The following is a 20,272-nucleotide window of genomic DNA, read 5'->3' as shown; positions in this document are numbered from 1 at the left end:
TCAGCTGCGGTGCGGGGGCTGCGCGAGGCTGAGCAGCAGGTCAAGGTCCATGTGGCGCTCCAGATGATCGGCCAGATCGTCCAGCGCCTGCTCGACGCCATCTTCATAGGACAGGTCCGAGGTCACGCCTAACGCTGACAAATACCGCGCCCGGAATGCGTCGGACGAAAAGATACCGTGCAGATAGCTTCCCTTGATCCGCCCGTTTGCGCTGGCCGCGCCCTCGGGGCGGCGTTCGACCTCAAGCCATGCATTGGCGCAATCCGGCCCGTCTGTATGGCCCATGTGGATTTCGTATCCGGTGACCGGCTCGCGGTCCGGCAAGGCATGGGCCTTACGCAGGACAACTTGCTTTTGTCCTCCCATGACCGTGTCTACATCCAGAAACCCCAACCCTTCGACCTTACCCGGTCGACCGTCCACGCCATCGGGGTCGGAGATGGTCTTGCCCAGCATTTGAAAGCCGCCACAGAGACCCAGAACATGCCCGCCGCGCCGGACATGGCCAAACAGGTCGATGTCCCAGCCTTGTGCGCGGAAATAGGCCAGATCTCCGATGGTGGACTTGCTGCCCGGTAGCAAAATCAGATCGGCATCGCCCGGCAATGGGCGTCCGGCCGGAATGATCTCGACGCTCACTCCGGGTTCGGCAGACAAGGGGTCAAGGTCGTCGAAATTCGCCATCCGTTCAAGCTGTGGCACAACAACCTTGCATGTGCCGCCTGTGTGAGAGCGGATGTCCATCATATCTTCGGCCGGAAGCTTCCAGGCGTCGTGAAACCATGGCACAACTCCCAGACAAGGCCACCCTGTACGAGAGGCGATATCCTCGCGCCCTTCGTCAAAAAGGGACACATCCCCCTTGAACCGATTGACTGCGAAGCCCCGAATTCGCGCAAGATCACCCTCATCCAGAACCGCCTGAGTGCCAACGATCTGTGCGATCACACCGCCGCGGTGAATGTCGCCGACAAGTATAACAGGTATATTCGCAGCGCAGGCAAAGCCCATATTGGCGATGTCACCCTTGCGCAGGTTGGTTTCGGCCGGGCTGCCCGCACCTTCGATCAGAACCAGATCCGCATCGCTGCACAGTCGGTCAAAGCTTTCCAGTGCGGCGCTTAACAGCCTGGATTTATCCTTGCGATAATCACCGGCCTTCATGGTGCCCGCGCGCTGCCCCTGAACGATGATCTGCGCGCCGGTATCTGTTTCAGGTTTCAGCAATACAGGGTTCATATCCGTATGCGTCGCCCGCCTTGCCGCCCGTGCCTGAAGGGCCTGTGCGCGACCGATTTCCCCACCGTTTTCCGTAACAGCAGCATTGTTCGACATGTTCTGCGGCTTGAAGGGCGCAACCCGAAGACCTCTCCGTGTAAAAGCTCGCGCAAGCCCCGCCACCAGAACGGATTTTCCGACATTGCTGCCGGTGCCTTGAATCATGATGGCGCGAACCATGGATTGTCTCCTACCTGTCATAGCGCAGATGACCTGATTTGGGCGGGCAGGGGAAGCCCCGAACTCACCTTGACGCCCGGGATCGGGATTGTGGCGGTATACGCATAGAAAAACGCGCTCTGATGGCAGAGCGCGTTTTTTCTGAGTTGAAACAGCCTTCGATCAGGCAGCTTCAGCCTGCTGAGCGGCGTTGCGACGCTCGCTTTCTTCACGCGACAGCGCGACCGAGGTCCGCACGCCACGGCCAACGAACTCCATCAGTCCGCTGACAACCCGTTCGTTCGGGTCGATTCCCGCGCAAGACAGCACTTCGCGTCCATCGCGCGAGCGCGCCCAACGGGCGATTTGTTCCGGACCATTGCCATATTTCTTGTCATCGGCAATGGCGTCATCGAGTGCGGCCAACACAACGGCCGCGAAAAGTTTGCGAGCACGATTGCCTTGTTCGTTGTTAAAGGCAGTGCCGTCAACGAAATCTCTCATCTCGTCTTCCTTGTTTTTCTTGCTCTTGCAATTTTCGGCGTGACGGTCCTTATGACCGATAAAGTGCGATTCGGATACAGCTAATATGCATAGTTGCGTTGCGTCACTTGCATATCTCGCTGCACCTGCAGCACTAGGTTTGGTTGTCTTGTCAGGTATGTTCCCGCCAGATATAGGAGGCGCAACTGACGCATCAACCGTTTGTGAAGGATTTATGTAATGCCCAAGATAAATGGGAACGAAATTCGCCCCGGCAATGTGCTTGAGCATAACGAAGGCCTTTGGGCCGCGGTCAAGGTTGACCATGTGAAGCCCGGCAAGGGCGGCGCTTTCGCGCAGGTCGAACTGCGCAACCTGCGCAATGGTTCAAAACTGAACGAACGGTTCCGCTCAGCTGACAAGGTTGAGCGTGTGCGCCTTGAGCAGAAGGATCAGCAGTTCCTGTATGAAACCGATGGCATGCTGGTCTTCATGGATGCCGAAACATACGAACAGATTGAATTGCCAGCGGATTTGCTGGGCGAGCGTCGTCCGTTCCTTCAAGATGGCATGACGATTGTTGTCGAATTCTACGAAAGTGAAGCGCTGAACGCGACGCTGCCGCAGAAAGTGACCTGCAAGATCGTCGAAACTGAGCCGGTCGTAAAAGGTCAGACCGCCGCGAACTCGTTCAAGCCTGCAATTCTGGACAATGGCGTGAAAGTCATGGTGCCGCCGTTCATCGGTCAGGATGAAATGATCATCGTGAACACCGAAACCATGGAATATTCCGAACGCGCGTGACGTTTCGTCGCTTTTAATATCAGACCGCGCAGACAGCCGCTGCGCGGTCTTTTTTATGCACTGTTGCGGTACCGGTAATGCGCGGGGTCCGGGCCGAATAGTTCCAACATAAGTTCGTATTTGATGCGGTTGGCACTGACTTGTCTGTAAAAGGCGATCAGGAACGCGGTCGGGCCCTGTATCCGGCCAAGCCCGCTGGTCGCGGCCACCACTGTGCCGACATCGGTCTTGCCGTGCAGCACCAGATAACCGCCCAACATCAGAATACCGACGGTTCCGGCGCCATTGATCACGCTCAACAGGAACTTGGCCGAAAGCTTCCAGAGAAACATGCGCCGTCGTGTGTCATAGATGTCGTCGAACAAGGCATTGATATCCTGCTCGACGGCCTGAATATCTTCGGTGGTCAGCCGGTCAGTGGCGCTGCGCAACAGGCGGACGCGTTCGGCAACGAACGTGTTCACTTTGCGTTGTGACACCAGAACGATAATGATCTGCGGTACAATCATGGAAAACGCGATAAGGCCAAGGCCTGGCTGCGTTGAGGATATGTATCCGATCACGCTGATCAGCGTTCCGACCTGAACCACCGGGTCCGAGAATGCGCCCCCGGCAAACTTGCCCAGCTCCTCAGCCTCGGCCGAGATGGCGGTCGTCATGGTGCCCTTGCGCAGGTTTTCACCCGTTTCCTTAAGGTCGGTCGCGCGCCAGAGCAAGCGTTGCCGGATCAGCCGGATCATGTCTTCGCCCAATATCCCTGCGCGAAAACCCAGAACCCATTTCAGGGCGAGGCTCAGCAGGATGACAATCATCATGCCGATGCCCAGCAGAACCAGCTTTTCGACGTGAAGATCATTGGACGTAAGGTGGTTGACGATATCGCGCTGAAATTCAAGCGGAACAGCGGCAAGCGCCGCAATGGCAATGGATAACAGGATGAGGATAATCTGCCGCCCGGCGCTGGCGCGCCAAATCGCGGAATAAAGCTGAAACATGCGGGTATCCGTGTTGCCCCTGTGCCGACACATTGGCAGGGCTGGGTAACGGGTTCAAACTTTATGAAACATACGGCGGATAAGGCCGTGCCGATTTGGCAACAAGTTACGCTTGGTCCGTCAGGCGAACCACGACGTCTTCGGCCAGCATGTCAGCACTCGCACGGTCAAAGCGCAGATACGCGATTCCTTGGCCGCCTGATTGCGTGAACAGGGTGCCGACGGGTTTGCCGTTTGCGGTAATCTCAGTCCCCGCCGGAACCGATCCTTCGACAAAGACCCGCCGCAAGCCTTTGCGCAACTCGGTCTTGTGCTTCATGCGCGCAGTCACTTCCTGACCGACATAGCAACCTTTTTTGAAATCCACACCATTCAGCGTCTCGAACCCGGATTCGAGGATATAGCTGTCTGGCGTCAGTTCAGCGCCCGCCTCGGGGATGCAGTGTCGAACACGCAGCGCGTCCCAGTCGGTTCCGTCATCGCCTTCTGGGGCTGTCGAATAGTCACGCCAACCCATATCCGAGTGACGGGGGTCGGGCAGGGCGGTGTCCGGTGCTGGACCTGTGCCGCGCTGCAGATGCAGATCCGTGCTTTCGATCACCACATCCGCGCGGAGTTTGTACATGCTCAGGCGCTTGATCAGTTCATCTGCAAGTGGCTCGGCCACGTCCAGCAGCACCCCAACGTCATCGCGTTTCAGAAAGAAATCTGCCAGATACTTGCCCTGTGGTGTAAGCAGTGCGGCATAGACCAGCCCATTGCCCAATCCCTGAACGTCATTGGTTACAAGGCCCTGCAAAAAGTTTTCGGTGTCCGAGCCGGTCAGGCGCAGGATGCGGCGGGTGGGCATGGCTTGGTCCTCGTCATTGCCTTTGGCCTCGTGATATAGGAAGTCTCGCAGCCAAGACCAGAGGTTATCGGACGTGCCCGCACCCGTCACTGTAGTGATTCCAACCTTGAATGCCGCCGGTTCCTTGCCTGCGTGCCTTGAGGCCCTGATGGAAGGGGTGCATTCCGGGCTGATCCGGGACCTGATCGTCAGCGATGCAGGCTCAACTGACCAGACGTTGAGAATAGCAGAAGATGTTGGCGCGCATGTCATTAGAGGTGAGCCATCGCGCGGCGGTCAATTGCGCCGGGGGTGCGCGCATGCTGATGGAGACTGGCTTCTGATCCTTCATGCAGACACCGTGTTGCAAGAGGGATGGGCCAAGAGCGTAAGCGCCCACCTGCCATCCAACGCACCAGCGGCGTTTCGGTTGGCTTTTCGCGCGCGTGGGCTTGCGCCAGCCTGGGTGGCCGGATGGGCCAATTTGCGCAGCAGGCTGTTCGGTTTACCGTACGGAGATCAGGGGTTGCTGGTTCAGCGTAATGTCTATCTGGCGGCTGGCGGGTATCCGGACCAACCCTTGATGGAAGATGTGGCGCTGGTGCGCGTATTGCCACGGATCGCAATACTCGAGTCGCGCGCCTTTACGAGCGCGGAGCGCTACGAACAGGCAGGTTGGTTTCGGCGGGGCACGCGGAACTTGTGGACACTTCTGCGCTATTTTCTGGGGGTTGATCCACAGGTGTTGGCGCGGGGCTATCGGCGTTGAGCTTCGTACGTAACTCGACCAAAGATTTTCCCAATCGAAATGGGGCCGCAAAGCTAACAAGACAAAGCGCCACGATTTGCAGCACCAGAATATGGGCGTTGGCCTGCAGGTATTCCCATTCGTTTTTCAACTTGCCGACCTGCTCGATCAGGTCGTCATAGCTTTGTGCCAGGATCTGATAATCTCCTGCAATCGCGGGCACCTTACGGCGCATGTTGTCGATGGCTACCTGAGTTTTGTCGTCCAGGGACGTGAATACGAGGAACTGGTCGATATCGAAAGCATCGGCTTTGGCCGTCATATCCCGTAGCTCGTCCATATCATCCTTGGCCTGACTTCCGAACAGGAAGTGCAGGCCCTGCAGGGGGGCTACTTCGTTGGTAACGGCGATGAACAGGGGCAATTCCGAGTTGCTGGCAGTTGAAGCCGACAGAAATTCAACCTTGTCGCACAGCACTGCCGTGTCAGGATCGTAAGCAGGGTCGCAGAAACGCAGACGAAACCGTGCGGCATCTCGGTCGAACGCCAATGTTGCCGCGTAGGCCACATCAATCTGACGATCCAGTCGCGAACTGTCCGACGTATAAAGCCCTGCCAGAACAGCCACCAATGCGCCGATACCACCCAGCACGACCCAGACCAGATCGGCCAGTTTCCACGCCCGGTGCCCCGCTGGTTTGCGGAACAAAAAGGCGGTGCCGATCGATCCTGACAGAAAAAACAGGATAAGCAGGGGCAATTGGTTGTCTGTCACAAAACTCATGTGCCCGATCTTAGAACCTGATGCGCGTCCTGCAACCGGGATCACGTGCAGTTGTAACTTCTTACCGGGCACAAAGGCGCAGGACGAGACCGGAAACGGCTTGCGGACACATTCCCAACGGTGGCGGTATTTTGACCACTGGAATCCGGCTTGACAAAAATCCCGGTTTTGGCAGACACCACGCCCAAGTGAATAGGGCCCAAGACCCTTGTTGCGCGTATTCTGCGGGAAAGGTCGGGCATGACCCTGTTCGTCACTCTGATTATTCTGTCGGCGGCGTTGCTGCATGCCGTATGGAACGCCATCGTGAAAACGGCGACGGACCGCACCACGATGCTGGGTCTGGTCGCGTTGGGTCAGGTCTTGCCAGCGGCGGTAATGGTGATGGTCCTGCCCCTGCCGAACACGCAGAGCTTTGTCTATATCCTGCTCTCGACCGTCGTGCATTTCGGCTATTACTTCATGCTGAGCAAGGCCTACCAGCATGGCGACCTGAGTGTGGTTTACCCGATTGCACGCGGGATTGTTCCGGCACTGGTCTCGCTTTGGGCGATGGTGCTGGTGGGCGAAGTTCTGCCCTGGCAGGCCTGGGGCGGGATCGCCCTGATCGCGGTTGGCATTCAGCTGAGCAGCTGGGCCGCGCTGCGTTCGGGCGTCGGGCGCAGCGCGCTGGGATTTGCGCTGGGCACCGGGTTCTGCATTTCGATCTATTCGGTTGTTGACGGGGTCGGGGTGCGGCTGTCCGGCAATACGCTCAGCTATTGGGCGTGGGGGGCCTTTCTGCACCTGTTCATTGCAGGGTTTATCGGGGTCAGGAAACGCGCCACCCTGAAAGACCTGCCTGCCAGAATATGGATGACGGGCCTTCTGGGCGGGCTGGTTTCGATGACGGCGTATGGTCTGGTGCTTTACGCCAAGAACTTTGCGCCGCTGGGGGCGGTTTCGGCCCTGCGGGAAACCTCGGTCATCTTTGCGGCACTGATCGGGTTCATTTTCCTGAAGGAAGGCAACTGGATGCGACGCCTGGGTGCCGCTGTCCTCATGGCCATTGGCGTCGCGCTGATCGGCACGGCGGTCTGACCCGGTCCTCGAGCCACGGTGAGACGCGTTATCCGGCTGCGCCTTCTGACTGAAGCGTCCGGAAATACCGGATCGTTGCGTCCAACCCTTCCTTCAGCTGCACTGTGGGTTCCCAGTTCAGCAGGGTCCGCGCCAGCGTGATATCGGGCTGACGTTGTTTCGGGTCGTCCTCGGGCAACTCTTTGAAACTGATAGGGGTTTCCGCGCCAACAAGCGCCTGCACTTCGCTGGCCAGCTCGTTCATCGAGAACTCGTTGGGATTGCCCAGATTGACCGGGCCGGTGACCTCCTTGCCGGTATCCATCAGGCGGATGAAGCCTTCGATCAGATCATCCACGTAACAGAATGACCGGGTCTGCGTGCCGTCGCCAAAGATCGTGATCGCTTCGCCGGTCAGGGCCTGCATGATGAAATTCGACACGACGCGCCCGTCGGCGGGGTGCATTCGGGGCCCGTAAGTGTTGAAGATGCGGGCGACCTTGATCTCGAGCCCCATCTGACGGTGATAGTCGAAGAACAACGTCTCAGCACACCGCTTGCCCTCGTCGTAACAGGAGCGCGGACCAACCGGGTTGACGTTGCCCCAATAGTCTTCGGTCTGCGGATGGATCGTCGGGTCGCCGTAAACCTCAGACGTTGAGGCTTGAAAAATCTTGCATTTCAGACGTTTCGCCAGTCCCAGCATGTTGATCGCGCCATGCACGCTGGTCTTGGTCGTCTGCACCGGGTCGTGCTGGTAATGCACGGGCGAGGCGGGGCAGGCGAGGTTATAGATCTCGTCCACTTCCACGAACAGAGGGAAGGTCACATCGTGGCGCATGAACTCGAACCGCGGGTTGTTGTGCAGATGGTCGATATTGCGCTTGGTGCCGGTGAACAGGTTGTCGACGCACAAAACCTCATGCCCCTGATCCAGAAGCCGGTCGCACAGATGCGAGCCCAGAAATCCGGCCCCACCGGTTACGAGAACACGTTTTCGACTGTCATAAAGGCGGGCCATTGCAAATCCTTAATCGTTAAATCCAAGCCAGCTTGTCACGGGGAAGCCGGTTCTTGATCTGATTAGTAAACCGAAGATGTTTGAATTGCAGTAGATTTTGGTTTTTTGAGGGCGCGTATGGTGTGGGTGTCCTCCGCCCCGTCAATGCTTGATGCAAGGCAGGTTGAACGCGCACCTCTCGGACTTAGTTCGAAGACCAAGTTAAGAGCAATGAAGTTGAAGTACACTAAATTGGTAGTTTTTCTGTATGCATCTTGAGCCATAAGATGAGCTGATCACGATCAGAACAAGCAAAAACAGAAGGCGCGTGTCGCTCATTGATTAACGCGAGAAACCTGCCATTTCGTTCCTGTATAATCACAGGTTCTCCATGAATATCGATGGTTTCGCCACCCATTTGCCCATGTATTATTTGTCCTGATTGCGCAACTGGCAAACTAAACCCACCTGTAGTGTAGAGCCACGGGCCATCTATCCGCGTATAGCTGTCTGCTTCAGCTTGCAATCTTGGTGCAACTCTACCTTGTGAGGGGTCGTTAAACGAAACTATGTTAACAATACATCCTGCATCGCTTAGCGCTTCAACTAATGGAATGAAATCTCCGTCAGCACCATATAGTGTGCACGTTTTCATTGTCGAAGTGAAAGCCAACCTTGTGGCATCTATCGCCAACTTTACATCCACCCCTTCTTGTTTCTTGGATCTTCCTTTTTGGGTAAGTACGCCAAGCTTAAGAACAAAACCTCGCTGCGCTTGTATCTCTTTCAACCAATCAGGTAGTTTCTCCGGATCTTCTGTCGCGGAGTAAAAGTAGACCCTGTCATGAGATAATAGCTGGAAAAGTTTCACAAAGCTAAACTTTGGAATCTGTTCGCAGGCTGCGTCAAACTCTGTCAACTTCTTCTCAAAGCTTTTTTTCCATATTGTCAGCATCGACAAATGCAAAATGTGGCAGACGGTGTTGATCAATTTCCAACGTTGGAGTGGGAATTTTTTTCAATTGCAAAATCAAACATCCAACTCCTCCACAAACCGCGCGTTCTCCTGAATGTACTGGAACCGCAGTTCGGGCTTCTTGCCCATCAGACGCTCGACCAGATCGCCGGTCTCGCCGGGTTCGTCCTCGTCAATGGTGACCCGGATCAATTTCCGGGATTTGGGGTCCATCGTGGTCTCTTTCAGGTCCTTGGCGTCCATCTCGCCCAGACCCTTAAAGCGGGACACGTCGATCTTGCCCTTGCCGCCCAGACCTTTTTTCAGCCATTCGTCGCGCTCGGCTTCGTCCAGACAATAGACGCGTTTAGCACCCTGCGTCAGGCGGTACAAAGGCGGGCAGGCCAGGTACAGGTGGCCCGCGTCAATCATCGGGCGCATCTGAGTAAAGAAGAACGTCATCAGCAGCGCGGCGATATGCGCCCCGTCCACATCCGCGTCGGTCATGATAATGATTTTGTCATAGCGCAGGTCGTCGACGTTGAACTTGGTGCCAAGGCCGACACCCAGCGCCTGTGTCAGATCGCTGATCTCGGCATTGGTGCCCAGTTTCGAGCTGGCCGCGCCCAACACGTTCAGGATCTTGCCGCGCAGGGGCAACAGGGCTTGCGTTTTGCGGTCGCGGCCCATCTTGGCGGAGCCGCCCGCAGAATCGCCCTCGACGATGAATAATTCCGTGCCGTCGCGTGTTGAACTGGAACAGTCCACCAGCTTGCCGGGAAGACGAAGTTTCTTAGTGGCGGACTTGCGTTGTGTTTCCTTCTCGGCCCGACGGCGCAGGCGTTCCTCAGACCGCAGGATGAGGAAGTCGAGGATCGCGCCGGCGGATTTCGTACCAGCCGCCAGCCAATTGTCGAAATGGTCGCGGACCGCGTTTTCGACCAGCCGCTGCGCCTCGACCGTAGCCAGACGGTCTTTGGTCTGGCCCACGAATTCCGGCTCAGAAATAAAGCACGACACCAGCGCGCAGCCACCGGTCAGCAGGTCGTCGCGGGTGATCTGCGCGGCTTTCTTGTTGTTGATCAACTCGCCATAGGCCTTGATCCCCTTGAGGATCGCAGCCCAGAAACCGGCCACATGGGTGCCACCTTCGGGGGTGGGAACGGTGTTACAATAGGACTGGATGAACCCGTCACGCGACGGTGTCCAGTTGATGGCCCATTCGACTTTGCCGGGGGTGCCGAATTTCTCGTTGAAATCGACGGTGCCCGCAAAGGGTTGCTCGGCATAGGTGGACGAGCCGTTCATTGTCTCTTTCAGGTAATCCGACAGGCCGCCGGGAAAGTGGAACGAGGCCTCAAGCGGGGTTTCGCCGTCATCGATGGCGGTTTTCCAGCGGATTTCGACGCCCGAGAACAGATAGGCCTTGGAGCGGATGGATTTGAACAGTCGCGCGGGTTTGAACTTGTGATGGCCAAAGATGTCCGGGTCGGCGTGGAAGGTCACCGTTGTGCCGCGCCGGTTCGGGGCCGCGCCAACCTTTTCGACCGGGCCAAGCGGGATACCGCGCGAGAAACGTTGTTCATAGAGAGTTTTGTCCCGCGCCACCTGCACGACCATCGAATCAGACAGCGCGTTCACCACCGACGCACCAACCCCGTGCAAGCCGCCCGAGGTCTGATAGGCCTTGCCCGAGAACTTGCCACCCGCGTGCAGGGTACACAGGATCACCTCCAACGCGGACTTGCCCGGAAATTTCGGATGCGGGTCGATCGGGATACCGCGCCCGTTGTCACGGACGGTCAGGGCGTAGTCGGAATGCAGCTCGACCTCGATCCGGTTGGCATAGCCTGCCACAGCCTCGTCCATCGAGTTGTCAAGGATCTCGGCCAACATATGGTGCAGCGCACGCTCATCCGTGCCGCCAATATACATGCCGGGGCGTTTGCGAACCGGTTCCAGCCCTTCGAGCACCTCGATCGAGGAGGCGTCATAGGTAGAGGTGGCGCTGGGCGTCAACAGATCTTCAGGCATGGGTGCTGCTCTTGTTTTTGGGTTTCCGTCATTATGGCAGGTGATGTGGTCCGGGGGAAGAGGGACGCGAGGTGTTGTGGATTTTCTGTCAAGCCGCTTGCAATCCGTGCAGATAACCCGTCCTTTGATCCCGGTAAAGCGGAGGTGAATAAATGAGCTGGATCAGAACTGTTCCTTTCGAAGAAGCGACTGGAAAGTTGAAGAAACTCTACGAGCGCGTGACCGGGCCGAACAATAACGTAGACAACATCATGATGGCACACAGCCTTCGCCCGCATTCGATGGAAGGCCATATGGCCATGTACAAGGCGGTGCTGCATCATTCGGGCAACAAGATACCGAAATGGTTTCTGGAAGTGCTGGGGGTTTGGGTCAGCTCGCTGAACCGGTGCGGGTATTGCGTCGAGCATCACTTTGCGGGTCTTCAGCGCTTGCTGGGTGACGCGGCGCGCGGCAACGCGATCAGGGCAGCGATTGAGGCGCGCGATCCCTTGGCTGCACCGCTGGATGCGGCGCAAATGGCTGCGATGGATTATGCCCGCAAGCTGACCGAAGCGCCGGCCGATCTGGTCGAGGCGGACGTCGCCGCCCTGCGCAACGCGGGGTGGGATGATGGCGAAATCCTCGAGATCAATCAGGTCTGCTCCTACTTTTCATATGCAAACCGGACGGTTCTGGGGCTTGGGTGCTCAACCGATGGTGATGAGTTGGGGTTGTCGCCGAACAACTCTGACAACCCTGACGACTGGGGGCACCGGTAAGGTGCTGAAGATATCGTTGGCGATGCGACAAAGGCCGCCTGGCTGGCCGTTGCGCACGGGCGGGGCCTGATTACCTTTGGCCTGTCCATTCCAGAACGGCCCGCGCCACGGCCTGCGGGTTTTGATGATGCAGCCAATGATCGGTGCCGGGGATCGTGACACGGGTGAGGTTGGTGGCAAACGCCTCGAGCCCCTCAGTGGCTTCGGGTAAAAGGGCTTTGTCATCCGGCCCCCAAAGCAACAGGTGTGGACACCTGACACGCAACCGGTCGAGCGGCAGGTCGGGCAGGTCTGTTGCGGGGACACCGGGTTTGGCGACAACGAGCGGAGAAGCACGATACCAGTTCAGCATCGCCTGTAGCCGACCGGGACGGGCCCATTCAGTGCGGTAGTCGGCCATGCGAGCTTCGGTCAACCAGTCCAGCCCCATACCATGGCGAAAGAACTGTTCCAGCATCGCAAAGTTGTTTTCGGACAGTTTTTGCGCGGCATCAGGTGCTCGCAGCAGATTGATATATTGCGAGGCTATGGATTGTGCGCCACCCGAGGCCATGGCGCGTTGAAACGGCACCGGGTGCACGCCGTTTGCAATGATTAGCCGATCTATGAGTTCCGGTCGGAACATGGCGACGCCGTAAGCTACCGATGCGCCCCAGTCGTGACCCAGCAGCGCAACAGGCGCACCGCAGGATTCTATCAGCGCCGCTATGTCCGTGACCAATTGTGACAGGGTATAGTTCTGCACCCCTTCGGGACACCAGCTTTGGCCATAACCGCGTTGATCCGGAGCAATACAATAAAAGCGTTCTGCCAGATGAGGTGCAAGATCAGCCCAAGCGCCGCTGTATTCGGGGAAACCATGCAGCATCACTAACGGTGGCGCGGCTTTGTCGCCCCATGTCCTGACGTGGAAAGAATGGCCGTTCAGCTTGAAAAAAGACGTTTGCATTGGAACAAGTGATCCGCGCTGGAAACTATGGGTTTTTGAGGCATCTATTTGATACCAATCAAAGCGCATTTCCGAGCTTTCTGCTAGCCACCGTTCGGGACAGTAGAAAAGGACAGGATGTATGGACGCCATTGCCACGACCAACGCAGAACCCACCCAGATCAAGACCACGCTCGCCAAAGACACCGACCCCTCAGCGCCCAGCCCCGAGAAAATCCGGCAGGCATTTGAAAGTGGGAAATACCCCTATGGCCGCAAAATGGCCCGGTCGGTGTATGAGACGCAAAAAGCCAATCTGCAGGCCGAGCTTTTGAAGGTTCAACTGTGGGCGCAGGAAACGGGGCAGCGGTTTGTGTTGTTGTTCGAAGGGCGCGATGCCGCAGGCAAAGGGGGTACGATCAAGCGGTTCATGGAGCACCTGAACCCGCGTCAGGCACGTGTCGTTGCATTGAACAAACCCACCTGGGAAGAGAAAGGCCAGTGGTACTACCAGCGCTACATTCAGGAGATGCCGACCGTAGGCGAAATGGTGTTCTATGACCGGTCCTGGTACAACCGTGCGGGTGTGGAACGGGTCATGGGGTTCTGCACGCCCAACGAATATCTTGAGTTCATGCGGCAAACGCCCGAGTTGGAACGGATGCTGGTGCGCTCGGGCATTCAGCTATACAAATACTGGTTCTCGGTTACACAGCAAGAGCAGCAGCGCCGTTTCAAAAGCCGCGAAACCGACCCCCTGAAGCAATGGAAACTGTCTCCGATCGACAAGGCGAGCCTCAGCAAGTGGGATGACTATACCGAGGCGAAAGAGGCCATGTTCTTTTACACGGATACGGCTGATGCACCCTGGACGATTATCAAGTCGAATGACAAGAAACGCGCGCGCCTGAACTGTATGCGTCACTTCCTGTCCTCGCTGGATTACCCTGGCAAGGATCACGATATCGTGTGCGAGCCTGATCCGCTGATCGTAGGGCAGGCGCATCACGTTATTCACCGATCCGAGCATATTCTGGGCACCGCGTTGCATCCCGACGCCCGCTGAGCATCAAAATGCCCGGCCACAGGGAAAGGTCGGGCACCAAAGTCTCAATCTGAAATATTGCCGATCCGCTCTTGTCCCGCGCCAAAGCCGCGCATATGGCTGGAGCGATGACAAAGGTGATGACATACCCGGCCCATTTTCGGGCTATTGCCGTTCTTGGCCTGCCACTGGTTGGCGGTCATCTGGCGCAATACGCGATCGGTTTGACCGACACCATCATGCTGGGTTGGTACGGGGTCGAGGCGCTGGCGGCCGTTACCTTGGCCAACAGTTATTATTTCGTGTTGTTTTTGTTTGGAGCGGGATTTGGCTGGGCAGTCATGCCCATGGTGGCCACAGCAGCGGCGGAAGGGGACGAAACCAGCATTCGCCGCTCGACCCGGATGGGTCTGTGGTTGTCGTTGCTGTATGCCGTAGTTGTCATGCCCTTGCTGTGGTGGTCCTATCCGATCCTGATCGCCATGAAGCAGGAACCGCAAGTCGCTGCAACCGCAGCCGAATATCTGAGAGTCGCCGGTTGGGGATTGTTTCCGGCCCTCATTGTGATGGTGTTGAAAAGCTATCTTGCGGCATTGGAGCGAACGCAGATCGTTTTGTGGATCACAATTGCGGCGGCGGCTGTGAACGGGCTGACCAATTATGCGTTGATTTTCGGCAACTGGGGCGCCCCCGAACTGGGCGTGACAGGGGCGGCAATCGCCTCGATTACGACACAAGTTGTTTCGCTGATTGCGGTCGTTATCTACGTGGTCCGGACGTTGCCGGAGCACAGCCTCTTCCAACGGTTCTGGCGACCGGATTGGGAAATGTTTGCCAGCGTATGGAAGCTGGGTGTGCCCATCGGCTTGACCACATTGGCCGAAGTTTCACTGTTCGCGACTTCTGCGGTGATGATGGGCTGGCTGGGTCAGGTCCCGCTGGCTGCGCATGGGATCGCCTTGAACCTGGCTTCGGCCACCTTCATGGTTCACCTGGGCTTATCAAATGCAGCGACCATCCGGGCTGGCAATGCGCTGGGTCGTCGGGATAGGGCGCATTTGGAAAAGGGCGCAATCTCCGTGACTGGTATGTCGCTGGTCATGTCGGTGGCAACCATCATCCTGTTCCTGACTTGTGCCGAGCCTTTGATTTCCCTGTTCATGGAAGCAGATGATCCGCAGCGGGGACAAATCCTGACCATCGGAACCGGTTTGCTTGCCATGGCGGCGTTGTTTCAGCTGGTCGATGGCGCGCAGGTGATTGCGCTGGGCCTGTTGCGCGGGTTGCAGGATGCCAAGATTCCAATGGTCATGGCGGCGCTCAGCTATTGGGTCGGGGGAATTCCGGCGTCGTATTATTTCGGCTTTGTACGTCATATGGACGGCATCGGTGTTTGGCTGGGGCTGGTGCTTGGTCTCGCCTTCGCGGCCGTGCTTCTCATGACCCGGTTCTGGATGTATTCGGTACAGCAGATACAGATATCAGCCGAGCCCGCTTAGTCTTTGTCCAGACGATCTGCCTTTTTCCGGACCAATACCGTACGCAGGTCGTGCATGGCCATCAATAACCTGTCGGTCACATCCTCCAGCTGCGTGTCGCTGGCCTTGGACTGAGCCCATTGCGTGGTCAGATTCAGATAGTCGACCGCGCGATGAATGTCGTCGATGTCGCGCTGGGCCAGCAGGGCCCGGCGCTCTTCCATCCATTGGGCAATCTCGGCCTGATCCCGGTCTGACAGCGTCCGCTGCCCGTGCGGCTTGACCTCACCATTGCGGATATTGATGACGGCAATCTGATCCATTTCGATCCGACGCTGACGGTTTTCAGTATCGATCCGAAACACCGCAGCACCGTTTTCACGTATGCGAAAGTAATACTCAGGCAGTTCGGCGGACATGGTCACCTCAGAGAAGCACAAAAACGCTGGATGCGGCTGCAAGCTTCGGTCAGTGCCGCGTCGGACGTAGCATAGCTGACGCGGAAATTCGGCGACAGGCCAAAGGCGGCACCAAACACAACGGCCACGTCGGCTTCTTCCAGCAGGGCGGTTGCAAAGGCTTCATCGTCTACAAGGACCGTCCCTGCCGGCGTCGTTTTCCCGATCAATCCGGCGATAGACGGATAGACATAGAAGGCCCCTTCAGGCGTTGGGCAGGTGACGCCGTCGATCTCGTTCAGCATCCGAACCACCAGATCGCGTCGGCGCCTGAATGTCTCGTTATTCGGGGCCAGAAAATCCTGGGTTCCGTTCAGGGCCTCAACAGCAGCCCATTGGCTGACCGAACAGGGGTTCGACGTTGATTGCGACTGGATCTTGCGCATGGCCGCGATGATCTCGACTGGGCCGGCGGCATAACCGATGCGCCAACCGGTCATGGCATAGGCTTTTGAAACCCCGTTGCAGGTGAGGGTCCGGTCAAATAGACCGGGTTCTACTTCGGCCGGGGTGCAGAACTCGAACCCGTCATAGGCCAGATGTTCGTACATGTCGTCCGACATGATCCAGACATGCGGATGACGCATCAGTACATCGGTCAGCGCCTTCAGTTCATCCCGACTATACCCTGCACCCGTCGGGTTCGAGGGCGAGTTAAAGATGAACCACTTTGTTTTGGGCGTGATGGCGGCTTCCAGTTGTTCTGCGGTCAGTTTGAAGCTGTTTTCCAGCGTCGTTTCGACCATAACAGGGGTGCCCCCCGCCAAAAGCACCATATCGGGGTAGCTGACCCAGTACGGCGCAGGGATGATTACCTCGTCACCGTCATTCATCGTCGCCATCAGGGCATTGTACAGCGTTTGTTTGCCACCGGTCCCGACCGAGATCTGGGCCGGCGAATAGTCCAGCCCATGATCGCGTTTCATCTTGGCACATGCCGCTTGTTTCAGTTCGGGGATGCCGTCCGGCGCGGTGTATTTGGTTTTGCCTGCTGCGATGGCCGCAACAGCGGCGTCTTTGATGTTCTGGGGCGTGTCAAAATCCGGCTCACCGGCGCTCAGGCCGATGACATCACGCCCGGCGGCCTTCAGCTCGGCTGCCTTGGCTGTCATAGCGATGGTGGGTGAAGGTTTGACGCGTGACAGTGTCGCAGACAGAAAACTCATGCTCGGCCTCGGTTTGTATGTTCAGCCCGACTGTCATAGGGTGCGTCAGAGTGACGATCAAGCCTTATAGATAAAGTGAATTGGAGACCCGAATGAATGATGAAAACGACTGGTATGGTCCGGATTCTGCGACATTCGGAGACCGTCTGGCCGGAGCACGCGAAGCCGCGGGAATGACACAGGCGCAACTGGCACGGCGTCTTGGGGTCAAGAAGGCGACAATTTCAGATTGGGAAAACGATCTGTCCGAACCCCGGGCCAACAGGCTGTCGATGATGGCGGGCATGGTCAATGTCTCGATCATGTGGTTGTTGACCGGCGAGGGCGACGGCATGGATGCACCTGTGGGTGAGGGCGAAGGTGGAACGGAACTGTCCTCGGCCGTGGCCGAGCTGCGCGCCATCCGCGCTGAGATGCGCGCATGTTCCGAACGCGCGGCACGTCTGGAAAAGAAAATGCGTCAGATGCTGGAGCAGAAGAATTGAGCGAGCCCCGGGATGTGCGCATCAAGCGCATGCAAATGCGGTCGATGCGACGCGGCATCAAAGAGATGGACATTATCCTGTCAGCCTATGCTGGGCGCAATCTGGCCGACATGGATGCCGACGGTCTGGATATCTATGATGCGCTGTTGCACGAAAACGATCAGGACCTTTATCAATGGGTTACGGGGCAGGTGCAGCCTCCGGCGCGATTTGCCAGCCTGGTTGCAGACATAGCGCAAACCTTTCAGAAATAAGGCAAAGTTCCGCTTAACCGATTTTTCGGATTTTCGGTTCATCGTGTGTCAAACAGCGCGACGGAATCGGAGGGTCGGATGAGTATGGAAATGCAGGTCTCCACACCAGAGACTAAGGGCTTCATAACCAGCTATCTTGAGGCACTGGTCCTGGTGGAGCGTCTGCACCGGTTGTTGCTGGATGTCATCAAGGACGAGTTTGAGCGTGTCGGCATATTGGAAATCAATGCGGTTCAGGCGTTATTGCTGTTCAATATCGGTGATCACGAAGTCACGGCAGGCGAACTGAAAAGCCGTGGATACTATCAGGGCAGCAATGTCAGCTATAACCTCAAGAAACTGGTTGAGATGGGCTATATGCACCACCAAAGATGCGAGATTGATCGCCGTTCAGTTCGCGTACGCCTGACGCCGCAGGGCAGAGAAATCCGCAATATCGTGTCCAAGCTGTTTGCACGTCACGCCGAAGGCCTGCAAGGCAGGGGGGTGCTTGGGCTTGACGGTATTGAGGATATCACCAGTTCGCTGCGTCGCGTTGAACGGTACTGGACGGATCAGATACGGTATATCTATTGATCAGTGGCGGGCGTCAGACAGAACAAGGCTGTCCAGCTCACGAAGAAGTTTGCGGGTCATGGCCTCTTCATATGCCTCAAAGCCCAGCGCCACTTCTACGAACGCGTTTGGCCCCAAAATGACCCAGGCTGAATAATAGGCTGATAGTTCACCGACCTGAACATATCTCCGATCACCTTCTTTCGGATCGTCGGCACCGATCACCAGCCCGTTAATTGTGATCCCGTCATGTCGTAAACTAGCTTTCACATCACGTGGATGCGGTCCGAGGTTATGTTTGCCATCACCGGACAAATCCAGCGTACGGCGCCAGCACCCCCTTTGCTGATCAAGCAGGGAAGAGCCAAATAACATGGCCGACCCTAACGCCGTTCCCTGCGGCGCTGCGCTGCGCGAGGTGCGGATCAAACGATCACTGATTGCGATCAGGTCGGCGGGGGACCGTACTTCTGTCCACTCCAGCAGCATCCGTTCATGTCCCCGCTCGCTCCATTCGAAGATCGCCAGACGCAAGGCGGTTGCGCCGTCCGACAACATAAGTTGGCCAACTTCGGGGCGGCTCAGGGCCGCCGCCAGCCCGTCCAGTTGCAGCCTGTATTCCCGGCTGTCGACCGAACCCGACACATCCAGCCCCAGCGCAAGGGCCTGACGGCATTCGCCAAAGGCAGGTCCTGATATCAGGCAAGCCAGTAAGACGATCACGCGACGTATCATGGGCCTTCAATCCGCAATGCACCGATCTGCAAGCCGCTCAGTTCCCGTTTCAGTTTCTTTCGCATGGCGCGCTCGAAATCTTCAAACCCGGTGGCAATTTCCAAAAAGGCGCCGGGCCCGTGCAGGACGTTATTTTCGAAGAAAGGGATCAGGAACAGCTCTCCCTCGAAATCGGCTGCGTTGATCACAAGCCCATTCACGACAGTGTTTTGAAAGGGAAAGTGCCGATAGGCGATCTGCGGCCCATAGCCATCGTTGTTCGTGCCATCGCCGGACAGGTCAATGGTTTGAAACAAGCATTGCGGCGCTTGCTCCATAAGGGTTGCACCGTATGCCAACGCATAGCCCATAGCTGTTGCTGATCCGCTGTCAGATCGGGCGGATTGGCTGACCTGGCTGGATGCGAACAGCAGATCACCAACATCATCGATCATTGTCCAGTTCAGGACGACATTTTGGGTTGAGCGGCCACTCCACTCATATACCGCCAGGGCAACCGGCATAGGTGAAGAAAAGAAGGCCTCTTGCACTTCGGGCGCAATCAATGCGGCGGCTAACCCCTGCCGCTGTAACACATCTTCGGCCTCATCGACTGAAACGGAAATATCCATCGCCAAGGCCAGCGCCAAGCGGCATTGCTCGGCCTTGACAGGGCTGGCCTGAACGACCAGCCCAAACGCTATCAGCCAACGGATCACCAGTGACCACTGCTCTCCATGCTGGCCCAGGGTTCGGCTGGTTCCAGTGCTTCGCCATTCTGCAAAAGCTCAACCGAGATATTGTCGGGCGATCGAACAAAAGCCATGCGACCATCCCTTGGCGGGCGATTGATCGTAACACCGTTGTTCTGAAGATGTTGGCAAACCTCGTAGATATTGTCGACACCGTAGGCCAGATGGCCGAAGTGACGGCTGTCGGCGGGCAACTCGTCATCACCGTCCCAATTGTACGTCAGCTCGATCGGGGCGTCTTCCTGTCCCGGAGGGGCCATGAAGATCAGAGAAAATCGCCCGGCTTCACTGTCATACCGACGTGTTTCTTTCAGACCCAGAAGCTCGTAAAATGCCATGGATTTTTCAAGATCCTTCACGCGGACCATGGTGTGAAGATATTTCAACGCCATTTCGGCCATCCTTTTTCGACTCACATTGCCAAGAGCTTAGCGCTCCTCCTCGACGTGTCGATAGAGCCCTCGGCAGCAATTTGTTTTTTGCGTCCGCTGCGGCATATATCGCGGTTCCTGTGCCGGGATCGGCGATATATAGTGGCAGGCGACTCA

The 20,272-nt window shown here is 57.1% G+C and carries 22 protein-coding genes; 9 read left to right on the top strand and 13 right to left on the bottom strand.

The window, feature by feature from the left end; translation table 11 throughout:
• Together ACR0BF_RS12705 and ACR0BF_RS12700 are read right to left on the bottom strand one after the other, a co-directional pair.
• Window positions 1-1,458, bottom strand: coding sequence for a cobyric acid synthase (locus ACR0BF_RS12705; protein ID WP_480625032.1), 1,458 nt, complete (start codon window positions 1,456-1,458; stop codon window positions 1-3).
• A gap of 162 nt (window positions 1,459-1,620) precedes the next feature.
• Window positions 1,621-1,941: a DUF6280 family protein gene (locus ACR0BF_RS12700; RefSeq protein ID WP_037310273.1), complete on the bottom strand. Its 321-nt coding sequence runs from the start codon at window positions 1,939-1,941 to the stop codon at window positions 1,621-1,623.
• Window positions 1,942-2,160: 219 nt separating this feature from the next.
• Here ACR0BF_RS12700 and efp point away from each other — a divergent pair, with 219 nt between their 5' ends.
• A complete protein-coding gene (gene efp, locus ACR0BF_RS12695; RefSeq protein WP_480473482.1) occupies window positions 2,161-2,724 on the top strand; it encodes an elongation factor P in 564 nt (187 codons plus the stop codon).
• 53 nt (window positions 2,725-2,777) lie between these two features.
• Here efp and ACR0BF_RS12690 read toward each other — a convergent pair whose 3' ends face one another.
• Window positions 2,778-3,719, bottom strand: coding sequence for an ABC transporter transmembrane domain-containing protein (locus tag ACR0BF_RS12690; RefSeq protein WP_480473481.1), 942 nt, complete (start codon window positions 3,717-3,719; stop codon window positions 2,778-2,780).
• 106 nt (window positions 3,720-3,825) lie between these two features.
• Entirely contained in the window at window positions 3,826-4,569 is a 744-nt protein-coding gene (ygfZ, locus tag ACR0BF_RS12685) for a CAF17-like 4Fe-4S cluster assembly/insertion protein YgfZ (RefSeq protein ID WP_480625031.1), read from the bottom strand.
• 73 nt (window positions 4,570-4,642) lie between these two features.
• Between ygfZ and ACR0BF_RS12680 the strand changes: the two genes are divergently transcribed.
• The gene (locus tag ACR0BF_RS12680; protein WP_480625030.1) at window positions 4,643-5,317 is read left to right on the top strand and encodes a TIGR04283 family arsenosugar biosynthesis glycosyltransferase; all 675 of its coding nucleotides are present in this window, start codon (window positions 4,643-4,645) and stop codon (window positions 5,315-5,317) included.
• Window positions 5,318-6,320: 1,003 nt separating this feature from the next.
• Window positions 6,321-7,160: an EamA family transporter gene (locus tag ACR0BF_RS12675; RefSeq protein ID WP_480622012.1), complete on the top strand. Its 840-nt coding sequence runs from the start codon at window positions 6,321-6,323 to the stop codon at window positions 7,158-7,160.
• 28 nt (window positions 7,161-7,188) lie between these two features.
• On the opposite strand, the gene ACR0BF_RS12670 is transcribed toward ACR0BF_RS12675, so the two are convergent.
• From ACR0BF_RS12670 to parE, 3 genes are all read right to left on the bottom strand, one after another.
• Window positions 7,189-8,160 carry a UDP-glucuronic acid decarboxylase family protein gene (locus tag ACR0BF_RS12670; protein ID WP_480625029.1) on the bottom strand — a complete coding sequence of 324 codons (972 nt, stop codon included), beginning with the start codon at window positions 8,158-8,160 and terminating at the stop codon, window positions 7,189-7,191.
• Between the two features lie 226 nt (window positions 8,161-8,386).
• On the bottom strand, window positions 8,387-9,058 hold the full coding sequence (locus ACR0BF_RS12665) for an NYN domain-containing protein (RefSeq protein WP_480625028.1): 672 nt from the start codon (window positions 9,056-9,058) through the stop codon (window positions 8,387-8,389).
• Window positions 9,059-9,169: 111 nt separating this feature from the next.
• Window positions 9,170-11,128, bottom strand: a complete 1,959-nt coding sequence (gene parE / locus ACR0BF_RS12660; protein WP_480553834.1) for a DNA topoisomerase IV subunit B — start codon at window positions 11,126-11,128, stop codon at window positions 9,170-9,172.
• Between the two features lie 152 nt (window positions 11,129-11,280).
• Here parE and ACR0BF_RS12655 point away from each other — a divergent pair, with 152 nt between their 5' ends.
• Window positions 11,281-11,889, top strand: coding sequence for a carboxymuconolactone decarboxylase family protein (locus ACR0BF_RS12655; RefSeq protein WP_480625027.1), 609 nt, complete (start codon window positions 11,281-11,283; stop codon window positions 11,887-11,889).
• A gap of 70 nt (window positions 11,890-11,959) precedes the next feature.
• Here ACR0BF_RS12655 and ACR0BF_RS12650 read toward each other — a convergent pair whose 3' ends face one another.
• Window positions 11,960-12,838, bottom strand: coding sequence for an alpha/beta fold hydrolase (locus tag ACR0BF_RS12650; protein WP_480625026.1), 879 nt, complete (start codon window positions 12,836-12,838; stop codon window positions 11,960-11,962).
• Window positions 12,839-12,959: 121 nt separating this feature from the next.
• Between ACR0BF_RS12650 and ppk2 the strand changes: the two genes are divergently transcribed.
• Window positions 12,960-13,883 (top strand): polyphosphate kinase 2, encoded by a 924-nt coding sequence (gene ppk2, locus ACR0BF_RS12645; protein WP_480473473.1) that lies wholly within the window; start codon window positions 12,960-12,962, stop codon window positions 13,881-13,883.
• 107 nt (window positions 13,884-13,990) lie between these two features.
• Window positions 13,991-15,361: an MATE family efflux transporter gene (locus ACR0BF_RS12640; RefSeq protein WP_480625060.1), complete on the top strand. Its 1,371-nt coding sequence runs from the start codon at window positions 13,991-13,993 to the stop codon at window positions 15,359-15,361.
• Here the strand turns inward: ACR0BF_RS12640 and ACR0BF_RS12635 are convergent.
• Together ACR0BF_RS12635 and ACR0BF_RS12630 are read right to left on the bottom strand one after the other, a co-directional pair.
• Window positions 15,358-15,759, bottom strand: coding sequence for a hypothetical protein (locus ACR0BF_RS12635; RefSeq protein WP_480473472.1), 402 nt, complete (start codon window positions 15,757-15,759; stop codon window positions 15,358-15,360). The two genes, ACR0BF_RS12640 and ACR0BF_RS12635, sit on opposite strands and share 4 nt — an antisense overlap.
• 2 nt (window positions 15,760-15,761) lie before the next feature.
• Window positions 15,762-16,964 (bottom strand): pyridoxal phosphate-dependent aminotransferase, encoded by a 1,203-nt coding sequence (locus ACR0BF_RS12630; RefSeq protein WP_480517594.1) that lies wholly within the window; start codon window positions 16,962-16,964, stop codon window positions 15,762-15,764.
• A 92-nt stretch (window positions 16,965-17,056) separates the two neighbouring features.
• On the opposite strand from ACR0BF_RS12630, the gene ACR0BF_RS12625 reads away from it, so the two are divergent.
• From ACR0BF_RS12625 to ACR0BF_RS12615, 3 genes are all read left to right on the top strand, one after another.
• Window positions 17,057-17,449, top strand: coding sequence for a helix-turn-helix domain-containing protein (locus ACR0BF_RS12625; RefSeq protein ID WP_480473470.1), 393 nt, complete (start codon window positions 17,057-17,059; stop codon window positions 17,447-17,449).
• 29 nt (window positions 17,450-17,478) lie between these two features.
• Window positions 17,479-17,703 carry a succinate dehydrogenase assembly factor 2 gene (locus ACR0BF_RS12620; protein WP_480476785.1) on the top strand — a complete coding sequence of 75 codons (225 nt, stop codon included), beginning with the start codon at window positions 17,479-17,481 and terminating at the stop codon, window positions 17,701-17,703.
• Window positions 17,704-17,781: 78 nt separating this feature from the next.
• On the top strand, window positions 17,782-18,279 hold the full coding sequence (locus tag ACR0BF_RS12615; RefSeq protein ID WP_480625025.1) for a MarR family winged helix-turn-helix transcriptional regulator: 498 nt from the start codon (window positions 17,782-17,784) through the stop codon (window positions 18,277-18,279).
• Here the strand turns inward: ACR0BF_RS12615 and ACR0BF_RS12610 are convergent, their stop codons facing one another.
• The 3 genes from ACR0BF_RS12610 to ACR0BF_RS12600 are packed head-to-tail and all read right to left on the bottom strand — an operon-like array spanning window position 18,280 to window position 20,116.
• The gene (locus tag ACR0BF_RS12610) at window positions 18,280-18,993 is read right to left on the bottom strand and encodes a DUF1194 domain-containing protein (protein ID WP_480473468.1); all 714 of its coding nucleotides are present in this window, start codon (window positions 18,991-18,993) and stop codon (window positions 18,280-18,282) included.
• Complete coding sequence (locus tag ACR0BF_RS12605; protein ID WP_480517587.1) at window positions 18,990-19,691, bottom strand: DUF1194 domain-containing protein; 702 nt, start codon at window positions 19,689-19,691, stop codon at window positions 18,990-18,992. Before ACR0BF_RS12605 ends, ACR0BF_RS12610 begins: the two co-directional genes overlap by 4 nt.
• Window positions 19,688-20,116, bottom strand: a complete 429-nt coding sequence (locus tag ACR0BF_RS12600) for a VOC family protein (RefSeq protein WP_209503395.1) — start codon at window positions 20,114-20,116, stop codon at window positions 19,688-19,690. The genes ACR0BF_RS12605 and ACR0BF_RS12600 overlap by 4 nt, the downstream gene beginning before the upstream one ends.
• Window positions 20,117-20,272: the final 156 nt, after the last annotated feature.

This window comes from Ruegeria sp. AG7 (assembly GCF_056541545.1).
Note: the sequence above shows the minus strand (reverse complement) of the source record. Positions and strands in the feature narration are given on the sequence as shown.

Excerpts from the sequence above, each read along its gene's own strand:
- ACR0BF_RS12705 (WP_480625032.1), bottom strand. The coding sequence starts at position 1,458 with ATGGTTCGCGCCATCATGATTCAAGGCACCGGCAGCAATGTCGGAAAA.
- ACR0BF_RS12700 (WP_037310273.1), bottom strand. The coding sequence starts at position 1,941 with ATGAGAGATTTCGTTGACGGCACTGCCTTTAACAACGAACAAGGCAAT.
- efp (WP_480473482.1), top strand. The coding sequence starts at position 2,161 with ATGCCCAAGATAAATGGGAACGAAATTCGCCCCGGCAATGTGCTTGAG.
- ACR0BF_RS12690 (WP_480473481.1), bottom strand. The coding sequence starts at position 3,719 with ATGTTTCAGCTTTATTCCGCGATTTGGCGCGCCAGCGCCGGGCGGCAG.
- ygfZ (WP_480625031.1), bottom strand. The coding sequence starts at position 4,569 with ATGCCCACCCGCCGCATCCTGCGCCTGACCGGCTCGGACACCGAAAAC.
- ACR0BF_RS12675 (WP_480622012.1), top strand. The coding sequence starts at position 6,321 with ATGACCCTGTTCGTCACTCTGATTATTCTGTCGGCGGCGTTGCTGCAT.
- ACR0BF_RS12670 (WP_480625029.1), bottom strand. The coding sequence starts at position 8,160 with ATGGCCCGCCTTTATGACAGTCGAAAACGTGTTCTCGTAACCGGTGGG.
- parE (WP_480553834.1), bottom strand. The coding sequence starts at position 11,128 with ATGCCTGAAGATCTGTTGACGCCCAGCGCCACCTCTACCTATGACGCC.
- ACR0BF_RS12655 (WP_480625027.1), top strand. The coding sequence starts at position 11,281 with ATGAGCTGGATCAGAACTGTTCCTTTCGAAGAAGCGACTGGAAAGTTG.
- ACR0BF_RS12650 (WP_480625026.1), bottom strand. The coding sequence starts at position 12,838 with ATGCAAACGTCTTTTTTCAAGCTGAACGGCCATTCTTTCCACGTCAGG.
- ppk2 (WP_480473473.1), top strand. The coding sequence starts at position 12,960 with ATGGACGCCATTGCCACGACCAACGCAGAACCCACCCAGATCAAGACC.
- ACR0BF_RS12640 (WP_480625060.1), top strand. The coding sequence starts at position 13,991 with ATGACAAAGGTGATGACATACCCGGCCCATTTTCGGGCTATTGCCGTT.
- ACR0BF_RS12635 (WP_480473472.1), bottom strand. The coding sequence starts at position 15,759 with ATGTCCGCCGAACTGCCTGAGTATTACTTTCGCATACGTGAAAACGGT.
- ACR0BF_RS12630 (WP_480517594.1), bottom strand. The coding sequence starts at position 16,964 with ATGAGTTTTCTGTCTGCGACACTGTCACGCGTCAAACCTTCACCCACC.
- ACR0BF_RS12625 (WP_480473470.1), top strand. The coding sequence starts at position 17,057 with ATGAATGATGAAAACGACTGGTATGGTCCGGATTCTGCGACATTCGGA.
- ACR0BF_RS12620 (WP_480476785.1), top strand. The coding sequence starts at position 17,479 with ATGCAAATGCGGTCGATGCGACGCGGCATCAAAGAGATGGACATTATC.
- ACR0BF_RS12615 (WP_480625025.1), top strand. The coding sequence starts at position 17,782 with ATGAGTATGGAAATGCAGGTCTCCACACCAGAGACTAAGGGCTTCATA.
- ACR0BF_RS12610 (WP_480473468.1), bottom strand. The coding sequence starts at position 18,993 with ATGATACGTCGCGTGATCGTCTTACTGGCTTGCCTGATATCAGGACCT.
- ACR0BF_RS12600 (WP_209503395.1), bottom strand. The coding sequence starts at position 20,116 with ATGGCGTTGAAATATCTTCACACCATGGTCCGCGTGAAGGATCTTGAA.